At 40.9% G+C, this 14,580-nt stretch carries 11 protein-coding genes and 1 other annotated feature; of the genes, 6 read left to right on the top strand and 5 right to left on the bottom strand.

What is annotated here, in order from left to right:
• Window positions 1–5 precede the first annotated feature (5 nt).
• Both IMZ31_RS14355 and IMZ31_RS14360 read left to right on the top strand, forming a co-directional pair.
• The gene (locus tag IMZ31_RS14355) at window positions 6–248 is read left to right on the top strand and encodes a hypothetical protein (RefSeq protein WP_207527999.1); all 243 of its coding nucleotides are present in this window, start codon (window positions 6–8) and stop codon (window positions 246–248) included.
• 195 nt (window positions 249–443) lie between these two features.
• On the top strand, window positions 444–2,729 hold the full coding sequence (locus IMZ31_RS14360) for an ATP-dependent DNA helicase (RefSeq protein WP_207528000.1): 2,286 nt from the start codon (window positions 444–446) through the stop codon (window positions 2,727–2,729).
• Between the two features lie 97 nt (window positions 2,730–2,826).
• On the opposite strand, the gene tyrS is transcribed toward IMZ31_RS14360, so the two are convergent.
• The gene (gene tyrS, locus IMZ31_RS14365) at window positions 2,827–4,098 is read right to left on the bottom strand and encodes a tyrosine--tRNA ligase (protein WP_207528001.1); all 1,272 of its coding nucleotides are present in this window, start codon (window positions 4,096–4,098) and stop codon (window positions 2,827–2,829) included.
• Window positions 4,099–4,226: 128 nt separating this feature from the next.
• Window positions 4,227–4,439: a binding site (T-box leader), on the bottom strand.
• Window positions 4,440–4,575: 136 nt separating this feature from the next.
• Between tyrS and IMZ31_RS14370 the strand changes: the two genes are divergently transcribed.
• The 4 genes from IMZ31_RS14370 (at window position 4,576) to IMZ31_RS14385 (ending at window position 10,386) form a co-directional block, all read left to right on the top strand.
• The gene (locus IMZ31_RS14370) at window positions 4,576–7,713 is read left to right on the top strand and encodes a transglycosylase domain-containing protein (RefSeq protein WP_207528002.1); all 3,138 of its coding nucleotides are present in this window, start codon (window positions 4,576–4,578) and stop codon (window positions 7,711–7,713) included.
• A gap of 205 nt (window positions 7,714–7,918) precedes the next feature.
• Window positions 7,919–8,572, top strand: a complete 654-nt coding sequence (locus IMZ31_RS14375; protein ID WP_207528003.1) for a GNAT family N-acetyltransferase — start codon at window positions 7,919–7,921, stop codon at window positions 8,570–8,572.
• Window positions 8,573–9,220, top strand: a complete 648-nt coding sequence (locus IMZ31_RS14380) for an acetoin utilization AcuB family protein (RefSeq protein WP_207528004.1) — start codon at window positions 8,573–8,575, stop codon at window positions 9,218–9,220.
• Window positions 9,190–10,386: an acetoin utilization protein AcuC gene (locus tag IMZ31_RS14385; protein WP_305849392.1), complete on the top strand. Its 1,197-nt coding sequence runs from the start codon at window positions 9,190–9,192 to the stop codon at window positions 10,384–10,386. Before IMZ31_RS14380 ends, IMZ31_RS14385 begins: the two co-directional genes overlap by 31 nt.
• Before the next feature lie 103 nt (window positions 10,387–10,489).
• On the opposite strand, the gene motS is transcribed toward IMZ31_RS14385, so the two are convergent.
• The 4 genes from motS to IMZ31_RS14405 all read right to left on the bottom strand — a co-directional run bounded on the left by motS (window position 10,490) and on the right by IMZ31_RS14405 (window position 14,494).
• Window positions 10,490–11,287: a flagellar motor protein MotS gene (gene motS / locus IMZ31_RS14390; protein ID WP_207528005.1), complete on the bottom strand. Its 798-nt coding sequence runs from the start codon at window positions 11,285–11,287 to the stop codon at window positions 10,490–10,492.
• Window positions 11,277–12,104: a flagellar motor protein MotP gene (motP, locus tag IMZ31_RS14395; protein ID WP_036786499.1), complete on the bottom strand. Its 828-nt coding sequence runs from the start codon at window positions 12,102–12,104 to the stop codon at window positions 11,277–11,279. Before motP ends, motS begins: the two co-directional genes overlap by 11 nt.
• 52 nt (window positions 12,105–12,156) lie before the next feature.
• Window positions 12,157–13,155: a catabolite control protein A gene (ccpA, locus tag IMZ31_RS14400; protein WP_207528006.1), complete on the bottom strand. Its 999-nt coding sequence runs from the start codon at window positions 13,153–13,155 to the stop codon at window positions 12,157–12,159.
• Between the two features lie 283 nt (window positions 13,156–13,438).
• On the bottom strand, window positions 13,439–14,494 hold the full coding sequence (locus IMZ31_RS14405; RefSeq protein WP_036786502.1) for a bifunctional 3-deoxy-7-phosphoheptulonate synthase/chorismate mutase: 1,056 nt from the start codon (window positions 14,492–14,494) through the stop codon (window positions 13,439–13,441).
• Window positions 14,495–14,580: the final 86 nt, after the last annotated feature.

The raw sequence follows: 14,580 nt of genomic DNA on the forward strand, positions 1-14,580 counted from the left end.
ATCACGTGTATACCTTATATATCGCTATCGTCATTGGGATTTGCGTCCTGGCCTTTATTGGAACACTCTTAGTCGGTAAAAATGTGAACAAATCTATTGAACAACGAGAAGTGGAGGGTGAAGCACCAGCATCAGAACTTCAGCGATCCCATAAGTATGAAAAGAATTCTAGCATCAGAATTCTCTCTATTATTTATTTGATTACCTTTATTCTGACAGCGATTGTCTCAGCAATCTTTATCTTCTAAAAGATGCCTCATTAGAGTCATCTTTTTTTAATATCCCCCCCCCTTTCAGACTACATCCTTCAATTATTCAATGTTACAATACTTTCACTACCATATAAGATCTAGCATAAAATAGAATGCCTATTATTCATATTCGTTCCTCTAAACACGGCAGGAATTAGATCTGATAAAAATGAAAAAGAATCTGGTGATAACATGACAGAGTTAAGAACATCTATAAGGGGTTTAGTTGAATATGTCTATCGCTCCGGAAGTCTTGATCGACGTTTTAAAACGACTACGTCCCTTACCGAAGGAACAAAAGCACATCAAATGGTGCAGAACGATTACAGTGAACATGATCAAAAGGAAGTTCACCTGGCGTACACTCATATAGCTGAATCTATACATATTCACATTGAAGGACGTTGTGATGGATTACTTCAAAAAGAGAATAAAATGATCATTGATGAAATCAAATCTACATCTTCGTCAATTTATGACATTGAGGAAGATTCTCATCCCGTCCACTGGGCGCAAGCGAAATGCTATGCATATATTTACGTAACTCAACAAGAACTCGATGAAATTGATGTTCAACTTACTTACGTTCATTTGCCTTCATCTGAACGAAAACAGTATGTTAAATCGTTTAGCTCAACTGAATTAACAGAGTGGTTTCACATTATGATGGATCAGTATATTCCTTACGCTAAGCTAATGACTGAGCATAGAATAACTCGACAACAAAGCATTCAACACCTCACTTTCCCTTACCCTGCTTTTCGAACTGGCCAGCGAAAGTTTGCTGGGGCTGTATATAAGACAATTACAGATCATAAAACCCTATTCGCTCACGCTCCAACCGGAACAGGAAAAACCATCTCCACTCTATTTCCTACTATTAAAGCAATTGGGGAAGGAAGGGCAGAACAATTTTTCTACTTAACAGCTAAGACGATAACAAGACAGGCTGCTGAAGAGGCGCTCTCCCTTATGGAAGAGAAAGGGTTGAATTTCCATACCGTTACGGTAACCGCTAAAAACAAAATGTGTTTCACAAATGAAGGATGTCAGGTAGATTATTGCCCATTTGCTGATGGATATTATGACCGTATCAATGAAGCTCTGCTAGACTTATTGTCAAATGAGACCTTGATAACAAGAGACGTAATCGAACTTTATGCGCGAAAACATCGAGTCTGTCCTTTTGAGTTTTCGATAGATGCCGCTTATCACGCTGACGCCATCATATGTGATTACAATTATGTATTTGATCCCAGAGTATCTTTCAAACGTTTATGGAATGAAACAAAAAAGAAGACAACACTGCTTGTGGATGAAGCCCATAATCTTGTTGACAGGTCCCAGTCTATGTATTCAGCGCTACTAATGAAATCAGCTTTTTTGCAACTTAAGCGTGAGTACAAATCAAAGAATCCGCACTTATATGAATCCGTCCACCTTATCGACCAGTCCTTGTTAGCGCTAAAAAAGTCAATGGATGACGACCAATACATGACAACGATGACAGAAATTCCTGAAGGTATCGTTGAGGATGTGGAACGCTTTATTGATCTGGCTGAACTAGAAATCCCATACGTAGAAAATACAGAATCTCTATTAATCGAAACGTATTTTATGGCTCTAAGTTTTGTGCGGATTTCAAAACTCTATGATGCATCTTATGTCACCTACATAAGACGTTATAAAAGCGAAGTAGAGCTCAAACTTTTTTGTGTAGATCCCTCTTCTTTATTACACAAAACAACTAAGGGATATGGAGCAACAGTTTTCTTCTCAGCGACATTCGCTCCATTTGATTACTATAAAGACATGCTCGGGTGGACAAAAGGGGACTATACTTTTTCAATCCCTTCACCATTTGATAGGCAAAATGTTGAGATGTACATTCAACCCATATCGACCCGTTACCATGACCGAGATCAATCTATCGGTTCAATCGTTGGTACATTAATAAAATTAATACAAGAGAAACCAGGAAACTATCTTGTCTTCTTCCCTTCTTACGTATATATGGAGCAGGTATATGCACGAATTCAAGAACTAGATCATCCAGCTTCCGTGCTACTACAAACGCCTCAAATGACCGAACAAGACCGTGAACAATATCTAGCCGAATTCCGTGAAGACCGTGAAGATTCATTGATCGGATTTGCGGTATTAGGAGGAATTTTCTCAGAAGGGGTCGATTTAAGAGGAGACCGTTTAAACGGGGTTCTAGTAGTTAGTGTGGGATTACCGAAATTAAATGATGAACAAGACATCATGAAGCGTTATTTCGACGAGCGAGGAAAGAATGGATTTGACTATGCTTATATGTATCCTGGCATGAATAAAGTCCTGCAGGCAGCAGGAAGACTAGTTCGTACAGAAACTGATTCAGGTACAATTGTACTTATTGATGACCGATTTATTCAACAAAGATATAAAAGCTTACTTCCTTATCAACTTCAGCACTTTCGCATTAAAAGGGACTGATGTAACTAAGAACAGAGGGGGGATAGCGCAATTCATGTATAAAAAACCGCTTAGAGTCATTCAAACTCTAAGCGGCTTTTTATTTTGTTCTATTTTATTATCCTTCAAAGCGTACCAAGAAGTATTTCTTCTTACCACGACGGATAATTGTAAACTTGCCATCGATGCGATCTTCAGCATCCACTGTATATTTCATGTCTTGCTCACGTTCACCATTAATGTAAATCGCACCATTCTGAATATCTTCACGGGCCTGACGTTTTGAAGAAGAAATCTTTGCTTCAACTAAAAGATCAATTAAACCTTTTTCTTCTTCCTCTAAGTTATAAGTAGGAACGTCTTTAAAGCCTTGTTCAATTTCATCACCTGTTAGCTGCTTAAGATCACCGCTAAAGAGCGCTTCAGATATCTTTTCAGCCTGTTCCAATGCTTTCTCGTCATGAACCATCTTCGTCATTTCTTCTGCTAACCTGCGCTGAGCAACACGTTTCTCAGGTTGCGTTTCTACTTCCTTAGTCAGCTCACCAATTTCGTCTAAGCTCAAGAATGTAAAGTAATGAAGGAAATTCACAACATCACGGTCGTCTGTGTTAATCCAGAACTGGTAGAATTCGTATGGCGTAGTCTTTTCAGAGTCTAACCAAATGGCCCCACCAGCTGTTTTACCAAACTTACTTCCATCGGCTTTCGTAATTAATGGAACCGTTAGTCCGAATGCTTTCGCTTCTTCACCTTCAGTCGAGTTCTTACGAATAAGCTCAAGCCCAGCCGTAATATTCCCCCATTGGTCACTTCCGCCAATTTGTAAAGTACAGTTCTCTTTACGGAATAAGTTCAAAAAGTCATAAGACTGCAGAATCATGTAGCTGAATTCTGTAAACGAAATCCCGTTTTCAATGCGGGACTCAACAGAATCTTTCGCTAGCATGTAGTTAATGCCAAAGTGCTTCCCTACATCTCGCAAGAATTCAATCATCGTCATTTGGTTCAGCCAGTCTAAGTTGTTACGCGCTACAGCTGCATTTTCTCCTTCATCAAAGTTTAAGATCTTAGCGAGTTGACCTGCTAGCTGTTCACTGTAGTGACGAACCGTGTTCTCATCGTTAAGCTGGCGCTCTGTAGAACGACCACTTGGATCACCAATCATACCAGTACCTCCGCCAACTAAAGCGATCGGACGGTGTCCGGCTTGCTGAAATCTCTTAAGAATTAATACAGGCAGTAAATGACCTATATGAAGACTATCACCTGTAGGATCGAAACCACAGTAAAGAGTAACCTGTTCTGAAGCTAAATGCTTCTTTAGACCTTCTTCATCTGTCATTTGATTGATTAATCCTCTTGCTTGTAAGTCTTGTAAAATATCCACTCTGTACACTCCTCTTTTTCTCAAATTAAGTAACGACATAAACGTAATAATCGTACTGAAGGCGCCCTTTTCAGGTTATACTACGAACCACATTGAACTTTAAAGAACACAAAAAACCCCGCCCCTAAAAAAGGGACGAGGCTCGCTCGCGGTACCACCCTTGTTGTAACCAGACAACTGATCACCACTCAAGGAATTTATAACGGATTCACCCGTCTTCTGAACTCATCAGAAGAAAACTCCAGGACGTAATTCGTAATTTGCTCTGTACTGACTCACAGCGACCGTCAGCTTTCTGGAACAGGGAACAACTTACTACTTCAACCCTTCTCGGTTTACTATTCATTATCGTACGTGACTGTGTCATAATTTATAGCATATATTTTTTTAAAAAGCAACACACATTTCATGTTGAACCATGTCTCCTCATGGTGCAATATGGTATAATATTGCGTGTATGAAATAGGAGGTCGTTATATGAGCCAGAACCATTCAAATGGTCCAGATAGATCCCCGCTTCGCAAATGGTGGGAAGACGGAAAGATCCAAAAATATTTCCGTATCTCTTATGATGTAATCTGGAACATCGTTTTATTCTTCCTCATTGTAGGTGTAATTGGCGTGTTCTTTGCTGCCGGGCTAGGTGCCGGTTATTTCGCCTCGCTCGTCAAAGATGAACCAATCCGCGCTAAAGCCGAAATGCAAAAAGACATTTACAATTATGAAGAAACGTCAGAATTGTACTTTGCCGGAGACACATACTTAGGAAAGATCCAGTCTGATTTATATCGCGAAGAAGTGCCCCTTGACCAGGTATCTGATCATGTGGTCAATGCTGTCATCGCCACTGAAGATGCGAATTTCGAGACACATGATGGAGTTGTACCTAAAGCCATAATTCGTGCGATCTTCCAAGAAGTAACGAACGCAAACGTTAAAACAGGTGGTAGTACACTCACCCAACAGTTAATAAAGAATCAAATTTTAACAGACACCGTTTCATTCGAACGTAAAGCGAAAGAAATTCTACTCGCATTACGATTGGAGCGATTCTTCGAAAAAGAAGAGATCTTAGAAGCATATCTGAATGTTGTCCCATTCGGTCGAAACGCCGGCGGGAGAAACGTTGCAGGAATTGAAACTGCTGCTCAAGGTATATTTGGAGTGAGCGCCAAAGAATTAAACCTTCCTCAAGCAGCCTATATTGCAGGTATGCCACAAAGCCCTTATATGTATACACCTTTTACAAATACAGGGGAAGTTAAATCTGAAGCAGGACTCACCCCAGGGATTGAGCGAATGAGAACGGTTCTTCAACGTATGCTAGAAGCCGAAATGATAACACAAGCTGAATACGATAAAGCAGTTAATTACGACATTGCTGCGAACTTTACAGAACCAGAACCTTCACCAGTGCAATCATATCCTTATATCGCATTTGAAGTAGAAAAGAGAGCCACTAACATTCTTCAACGTATCCTAGCTGAACAGGATGGGTATACAAAAGAAGATCTGGCTAACAGTGAATCACTGCAACAAGAATATGCTACACTAGCAGATCGAACATTAGTGCAAAATGGCTTGAAAGTTCATACGACAATTGATAAACCGATTTATGACAAAATGCAAGAATTACACAAGAATTATAACCATTACGGGCCTGTTCGAACTTGGACAGTAACAGACGAGGAAACAGGTGAAGAGAAAACGATTAAAGAGCCCGTTCAAGTCGGTGGAATGTTAATTGAAAATAAAACCGGGAGTATCATCAGCTTTATCGGTGGACGTGATTTTGACCTGGAAAACCTCAATCATGCTACCGACGCGAAACGTTCAAACGGAAGTACAATGAAACCATTGCTAGTATACGCCCCAGCTATAGACCTAGGAGAAGCTAATCCAGGTTCTGTAGTAGCAGACATAGAAACAGCTTTTGCGGGAGGATACACTCCTGGTAACTATGGTGGCAGCTTCCATGGCCTAACTTCTATAAGAAGAGCATTAGCTATGTCTTATAACGTGCCAGCAGTTAAAACATATGCTGATATCAGAAACCAAAACCCAGCATCCTATTTAGACAAAATGGGCTTTACTACACTATTAGAAGAAGATAAGACTAACTTATCCACTTCACTTGGAAGTCTTCTTGAGGGTGTAACAGTAGAAGAGAATACAAACGCCTTCGCCACTTTCGGCAATAACGGTAAGTTTGTAGATGCTCACATGATTGATAAGATTGAAACAAAAGACGGAGACATACTTTATGAACACAAATCTGAACCCGTTGATGTATTTAGCGAACAAGCATCTTATTTAACTGTCGACATGATGAGAGATGTTTTAGATTACGGTACAGCCCGATACGCTGGTAATCGCTTAAAGTATCCAGGAGTTGACTGGGCTGGAAAAACAGGTACTTCTCAAAATGTACACGACACCTGGTTTGTTGCAACAAATCCTAACGTCACAATGGGGATGTGGATGGGCTATGACACACCTAGCACATTAAGAAACTGCGGGAACTGTAGCCTAGGATACAGCAACCGTAACGTAAAACTTTGGACGGATATTGTAAACGCAGCATCAGATCTAAATCCAGACTTAATGGTTCCAAAAGAAAGTTTCAAACAACCATCTGGTATTGTCAGACAGTCCTACTGTGCCGCTTCAGGCTTGCTTCCATCTCAGCTTTGTTCTGAAATGGGACTTGTCAGCAGTGACATTTATTACGCTAAATACGCTCCAACAAAACGAGACGATAGTTTAATCGCGACAGGTTATGTTGAGATTGGAGATAAAGCCTATGTAGCAGGTGATTCTACACCACCTGAATTTACTAACGAAGGCGTCTTCTTTAATCCAGAGTACATTGAACGTAACAACTATGACCGATTATCAAGCTTAAATCAGCTCGTACCAAACAATAGCCAGTGGGCAAGCGTGCGTGTGCCATCTACAGATAAGGTACCAAATGACGGACAAGCTCCAGCTGCTCCAGGTGCTGTATCAGCTAGCGGCGGCGTCTTAAAATGGTCACCTTCTGGAAGCAGAGACGTTGTTGGCTATCGCATCTATCGCGCCCCAACACCAGGAGCAGGCTTCCAACTAATAGGGAATTCAGCAACAAATAGCCTTGGCATATCTGGTAAAGGTGTTTATATCGTAAGAGCGGTGGATTACTTTGGAATGGAATCTGGAGCATCGCAAGCTTATGAATACGGAGATTTCACACCAGACCCACCACCAAGCGACCAAGATCAAGATTCTGGCAACAACAATAACAACGGAAATAACGGCAATAACGGCAATAACGACAACGATGGAACCAACAATAACAACGGAAATAACAACAACGATGGCAATAACGATAACGGCAACAATGATAACAACAATGGTTCAGACGATAACAACTCAGGTAACGGCAATACGGACGACGGTTCCACCGATGACAATTCATCCGGTGGAACTGAAAACGATGGCTCATCAGGCGATGACAACTCCGGTTCAACCGGTGACTCCGGCTCCGGAGGATCTGGAGGATCTGGAGGATCTGAAGATACAGATAACTCTGGTGGTGACTCATCAACCGATGACGAATCCTCTTCAGAAGGATAATTTCTATAAGGCTATCCCAAGAGTCTACCCAGACTCTTAGGGATAGCCTTTTTTATATAAGCACCTTTTACCATAACGGATCATCCCCCCCCTTCTGTCCTCCCCTTGAATACTTAGATTCAACATATTGCAGCTCAGGGATTTTTTTCAGTGAGATTTACTGTATAATAGATAACAAATATAGGTAACTTTAGGTGGTGGAGGCATGAAGCATACAAAAGAATATCATTCCCAAGAGATTGAAACGAAAACCGGAACGATTACCGTTGAAGGGCCTCTCCCTTCAGAGGAACTAGCAAACTATCATTTTCACGAAGGGCTTAAAGCCTTCAGGCCGGCCCCGAAACAATTTGAAGCTGTTAAGAAGATTGCCGATTTTGAAGAAGGCAGAATCCTCATTGCCAGAACCTCAGACACCATTGTAGGTTATGTTACGTACCTTTATCCTGATCCATTAGAAAGATGGTCGAAGTTTGAAATGCAGGATCTCCTTGAACTTGGTGCTATAGAAGTCATTCAAGATTACAGAGGATATGGGATTGGCTCATGGCTATTAAAGGTGTCTATGATGGACGATGAAATGGAAGATTTCATCGTCATTTCAACAGAATATTACTGGCACTGGGATCTTTCAGGAACAGGGTTAAACATTTGGAATTATCGTAATGTTATGGAGCGAATGATGGGAGCTGGCGGATTAACACCCTATCCCACAGATGATCCAGAGATCGTCTCACATCCAGCCAACTGTTTAATGGCTCGCATTGGAAGTCGTGTACCTCAAGCTTCAATCGATCGATTTGAGGAATTGAGGTTTTTAGCGAGACGAAGTTATCGCGCGAACCGAGGAGGTCTATAAATGCTAGTAGAAGAGGTTATGAAAACAGAAGTTATATCACTAAAAGCTGATGAAACAATTGAAACCGCTTTAAAACTATTGAATGACCATCACATCCGCCACATCCCTATTGTGGATGAACATAATCACGTTATTGGAATTGTGTCTGATCGGGATGTACGGGACGCTAGTCCGTCTGTTTTTCAAATCGAGCAAGATAAGGAGGCTCTCAAGAACAAGTTAGAATCTATTATGAGTTCTCCAGTCATAACCGCTCACCCTTTAGACTTTGTTGAAGAAATTGCGAGTATTTTTTACGAGCATGAGATCGCTTGTGTTCCTGTCACAAAAGCAAACAAACTTGTTGGGATTATTACAGAGAAAGACATGCTATATACGATGATTCAACTTACAGGGGTAACCGTTCAAAGCTCTCAAATTGAAATTAAGGTGATTGATAAACCAGGGATCTTACCTGAGGTGACGGCAGTACTTGGTAGACGCAAGACAAATATAACGTCTGTTCTCATCTATCCTTATCAGCCTGATTCCACTTATAAAGTTCTTGTGTTCCGTCTTCAGACAATGAATCCGATGCCTGTTATTGAAGATTTAAAGCTTGCAGGGTATGACGTATTATGGCCAAACATGCCGGGGATGGAACAATGACGTGCAAGGCAGCCTTTGTCTATTCAGAAGATTTTAGGACGTACCGCTTTAGAGACGATCACCCTTTTAACCAATTAAGAGTCACCCTAGCTTATGAACTTCTTCAAAGCATTGGGAACATTACGGACCAAGATCTCATATCTCCAAGGATGGCAACAGAGGAAGAACTCCTCTTGGTACATGAGAAGCCATATGTTGATGCCATCAAAAAAGCGAGCTCAGGAAAGCTTAGTGAAGAGGAAGGGTACGAATTTGGAATAGGTACTGAAGATACCCCAATGTTTAATGGGATGCACGAAGCATCTTCCCTACTAGTAGGCGGAACATTATCAGCAGTTGATGCGGTGCTTCAGAATAAAGTTGATCACGCCCTGAACCTCGGTGGCGGCTTACATCATGGATTCCAGCGCAAGGCATCTGGTTTCTGCATTTATAATGATGGTGCAGTGGCAATTCAGTATATTCGAGAGCATTACCAAGCTAAAGTCTTGTATATAGATACTGATGCTCATCACGGAGATGGTGTGCAATGGGCATTTTACGATGATCCAAATGTATGTACATTATCCGTACATGAAACGGGTCGGTACCTCTTCCCTGGGACAGGAAATGTAAACGAGCGTGGTATAAAAGAAGGCTATGGATACAGTTTTAATATCCCCGTAGATGCCTTTACAGAAGACGAGTCCTTTATGCACGTTTATGAAACCGCATTCAGTAAAGTGACTGAATATTTTCAGCCTGATGTGATTATTACGCAAAATGGTGCAGATGCCCATGTTTTAGATCCATTAACGCACCTTTGTTGCACATCCAAGCTTTACGAGTTTATACCAAAGCTAGCTCATAAACTAGCACACGAGTACTGTGATGGAAAGTGGATTGCTTTAGGCGGGGGAGGATATGACATTTGGAGAGTGGTTCCCCGGGCCTGGGCGCAGATCTGGAATGTAATGGCTCACGACAAGCCTGCTGAGGGGGAAATACCTAAGGAATGGCTGGACAAATGGCAACCCAAAGCACCTGTCCAGCTACCTAACTCATGGAACGACCAGCAAGGCATGTATAAAGATATACCTAGAAAAGCCGAGATTACAGAGAAAAATGAAAAAGTCTTGGAGAAAGCAATGCAGTTCATCGAGCTAAAACACAATCTCCCAAAGTAAAAAGGTATTCACTTCATGAAATAATGAAGTGACACCCATTACTAAAAAAGAGTGCTCCAATGCCACTCAGGCCATTGGAACACTCTTCTTTATGTATAGTTGATTAAGGAGATGTAACTCCTTCTCGCACGTTGTAGCTTGGATCTAGGATGACGATTTCAACACGTCGGTTTTTCCGCCAATTTTCTTCTGAATCATTTGGAACAAGGGGACGAGTATCTCCGTAACCCACTGCTGTAAAACGAGCTGAATCTACTGCTGTTTCCTGAGCTAAGTACCGGATGACACCACTTGCCCTTGCTGCTGATAACTCCCAATTCGAAGGAAAACGATAGTTAGAAATAGGACGATTATCCGTATGTCCTTCCACTTTTACATAGTTAGGAATATTATTTAAGAGCTGACCGACTTTTTTAAGAAAAGGCTGACCCGTCGAAATGATCTCAGCTTCAGCCGTATTAAACAATACCTGCTCTTGTAATGTAAGAACCACACCTCGTTCAGTTCGATTTGCTGTAATCTTCTCCGTCAAATCATTGTTCTCAAGAAACGTTTCCACCTCTGTTACAAGCTTGTTTAACGAATCTTTTGTATCTGTAGCGCCGGTTTCCATATCCTTATTTACATCTTCTTTTTCCTCTGACTCAAACTCACTTATATCTTGTTGGTTGTCATCCTTTTCATCAGCAGGGTGCTCTGACTCAACAATAGATGGGTTAAAATCAAAGATGGCTCGACTTCGGAACGACTCTGCTACAGCTTCAAATTTTTCTTTATCGATTTGCGACATGGAAAAAAGCAGGATGAAGAAAACGAGAATCAACGTCATTAAATCAGAGAAGGTGACCATCCACTTTGGAGCGCCTTTTTCTTGTATGCGTTCTTTCCGTTTAAGCTTCATTCGGCGCTCCCTCCATTACGTCTTCTTCAGTCGGCTCTTCCTCCTGACGTTGACGCTCATCTCCAGAAAGGAAAGCACTTAGCTTTTCTTCTAGAATTTTTGGATTTTGCCCCGATTGTACTCCGATTACACCTTCTATGGTAACTTGTTTTATAAAGATTTCTTGATCTGTTTTGTTTGCTAATTTCCCGGCCATAGGCGAGAATACAAGGTTAGCAAGAACCGATCCATAAAAGGTCGTTAACAAGGCAATCGCCATATTTGGTCCGAGCGTCGTTGGGTCTGTTAGATTCTTAAGCATAAGAACTAATCCAATTAAAGTTCCAATCATCCCCCAAGCCGGGGCATATTCAGCAGCCTTTTCGATAATTGCACGACCTCGCCTGTGCCTTTCTTCAATAGCTGAAACTTCAGCATTCATAATATCGTTTATAACTTCTGGTTCAATACCATCCACAGCAAGAAGGATTCCCTTTTTAATAAACGGGTCTTCAACCTCTTCTAATTCTGATTCTAATGCCAAAAGGCCTTCACGACGCGCTCTTTCTGATAGACGTACGAACAGATCGATCAGCCCTGACAAATTCTGCTCATTTGTTTGGAAAGATTCTTTTAATACCTTTCCTGTCAGTTTGATCTCGTCCAACGTAAAGTTTATCAAAAGCGCAGCCGCAAGGCCACCAAGCACGATAATCATTGAGGAAATCTGAATAAAGGACACAACGTCCCCCACTCCCCCAGTGGTAAAGATCCCCACAAAGATCATCGTAATTCCTATAAATATGCCAATTGGAGTTAATAAATCATTTCGTTTCATTGTCTCTCTCCCTAATATAAAACCTAATGATCTATTTTTTATATCGACATATTTATGATTTTGTTGAGTTTCTTTCAATATTTCGGTGTGGAAGAATTACATTTTGTTCTTCAACTTTTTCGTTATTCATATATTTCGTCAATAGACGCATGGACACAGCACCAATATCATACATCGGTTGTACAACGGTAGATAGTGTCGGCCGTACCATTGTCGCTAATCGTGTATTATCAAAGCCAAACACTTCTACATCCTCAGGCACACGAAGTCCTTTATCTTGGGCTCCATGAATGACACCAAGCGCCATTTCATCAGATGCTACGAACACGGCACTTGGGCGCTCTTCCATGTTAATCAGTTGATCAAGAGCTTCAATACCACTATCGTACGTGTAATCACCTCGGATGACATAACGATCTCCATAAGATTTACCTTGTTCTTCGATTGCACGGTAGTAACCTGAAAGTTTCTGATCGTTAATATTCGTTTCAAGCGGGCCTGAGATGAAGGCTACATGCTCATTACCTTTACCGAATAACGTTTTAGTCGCTTCATACGATGCTTCTTCATAATTAATATTAACAGATGGGACAGATTGGGTTTCATCTACAGTAGCAGCTAGTACAACCGGGACTGACGCATTTTGGAACTCTCTTACGTGATCTTCGGTAATTTTTCCACCCATGAATACAAGTCCGTCTACTTGCTTACCTAACATTGAGTTAATGAGGTGAATTTCTTTCTCTTTATTTTGATCTGAGTTGCTTAAGATGATGTTATAGTTATACATCGTCGCAATATCCTCAATACCTCGAGCTAATTCAGCAAAGAAAATGCTTGAAATATCTGGGATGATTACACCTACTGTAGTTGTCTTTTTACTAGCTAAGCCTCGAGCCACCGCATTAGGGCGATATCCTAATCGCTCAATGGCATCTAAAACTTTCTTCCTTGTGGCAGGTTTCACATTTGGATTTCCATTGACTACACGAGAAACTGTAGCCATGGAAACATTGGCTTCTCGTGCCACATCGTATATTGTTACATTCATTCCTTATAACCTCCTCAAAGTTACGCCTCTATCTTTATTTCCCTCATTCTCTCTCTTCATTATCATACGACACTGCTAATGAGAGCGCAATAAATCGACCATATTCATGCTTTTATATGCAGTATTCACCATTTATTCAAAAACAACTCATATGTACAGAATAGTTGTAGTAAATAGTGAACATTATATACATATTTTTTTACAGAAAAAGAATACGCCAACAAATTGTTGGCGTACTTTTCCTCTTTAAAATATAGATTAAATTGTCTTTTTATGCAAGAATCTATTTCAATTCTTTCATAAATTGATTAAATGTTTCAATATCCATTTGCTGCGCTGCATCAGACAATGCTACCGCCGGGTCAGGGTGGACTTCTGCCATTATCCCATCTGCGCCAACTGCAATCGCTGCTTTTGCTGTAGGGAGAAGAAGATCACGACGTCCTGTAGAGTGTGTTACGTCTACCATTACAGGCAAGTGAGTCTCTTGCTTCAAGATCGGTACAGCAGAAATATCAAGCGTGTTACGCGTCGCTTTCTCGTACGTTCGAATACCTCGTTCACATAGAATGATGTTTTCATTACCTCGTGATATGATGTATTCAGCAGCGTTCACAAACTCTGAGATCGTTGCGGATAAGCCACGTTTCAGTAGTACGGGCTTATCAACTGAACCTGCTGCTTTTAGCAGTTCAAAGTTCTGCATATTACGTGCTCCGATTTGAATGACATCAATGTACTCAACCGCCGTTTCAATATCGGCTGGATTAACAATTTCACTTACGACACCTAAGTCATATTCATCGGCAACTTGTTTCAATATTTTCAAACCTTCAAGCCCAAGTCCTTGGAAATCATAAGGGGATGAACGAGGTTTGAAAGCTCCTCCGCGAAGTAGCTTCAATCCTTGTGCTTTCACTGCTTCTGCTACTTTAGCAACTTGCTCGTAGCTCTCAACTGCACAAGGCCCCGTGATGAAGGACGGATCACCAATCCCAATTTCTTCACCTCGAACTGTAACAACCGTATCTTCTGGCTTCTTCTTACGTGAAACAAGAAGCGCTTTACGGTGATCATCTTCTTGAAGCTCAAGGCTTGCTTTGAAGATTTCTTTGAATAATTTCTCAACTGTGGAATGTTCGAAAGGACCTTCATTGTGGTCCGTAATCGCATCTAACATCGCGCGTTCACGCACGGGATCAAAACGATTCATTCCTTGTTTTTTCTTCACCTGTCCAATTTGATGCGCGATCTCAGCTCTTTTATTAATTAAATCTAGAATGTCTAAATTTAATGTGTCTAACTCTTGTCTTAACTGGTCTAATTCTTCATTACTCAACTCATACGCCTCCAATTTGTTTAGAAAGATGAAATTATGATAAATTCATAATAATTAGACATCATTATAGCTAATATTATTTTAAT

This window comes from Pontibacillus sp. ALD_SL1, assembly GCF_017355605.1.

Excerpts from the sequence above, each read along its gene's own strand:
- IMZ31_RS14360 (WP_207528000.1), top strand. The coding sequence starts at position 444 with ATGACAGAGTTAAGAACATCTATAAGGGGTTTAGTTGAATATGTCTAT.
- IMZ31_RS14385 (WP_305849392.1), top strand. The coding sequence starts at position 9,190 with ATGGCCAAACATGCCGGGGATGGAACAATGACGTGCAAGGCAGCCTTT.
- motS (WP_207528005.1), bottom strand. The coding sequence starts at position 11,287 with ATGAAGCTTAAACGGAAAGAACGCATACAAGAAAAAGGCGCTCCAAAG.
- IMZ31_RS14375 (WP_207528003.1), top strand. The coding sequence starts at position 7,919 with ATGAAGCATACAAAAGAATATCATTCCCAAGAGATTGAAACGAAAACC.
- ccpA (WP_207528006.1), bottom strand. The coding sequence starts at position 13,155 with ATGAATGTAACAATATACGATGTGGCACGAGAAGCCAATGTTTCCATG.
- IMZ31_RS14380 (WP_207528004.1), top strand. The coding sequence starts at position 8,573 with ATGCTAGTAGAAGAGGTTATGAAAACAGAAGTTATATCACTAAAAGCT.
- motP (WP_036786499.1), bottom strand. The coding sequence starts at position 12,104 with ATGAAACGAAATGATTTATTAACTCCAATTGGCATATTTATAGGAATT.
- IMZ31_RS14370 (WP_207528002.1), top strand. The coding sequence starts at position 4,576 with ATGAGCCAGAACCATTCAAATGGTCCAGATAGATCCCCGCTTCGCAAA.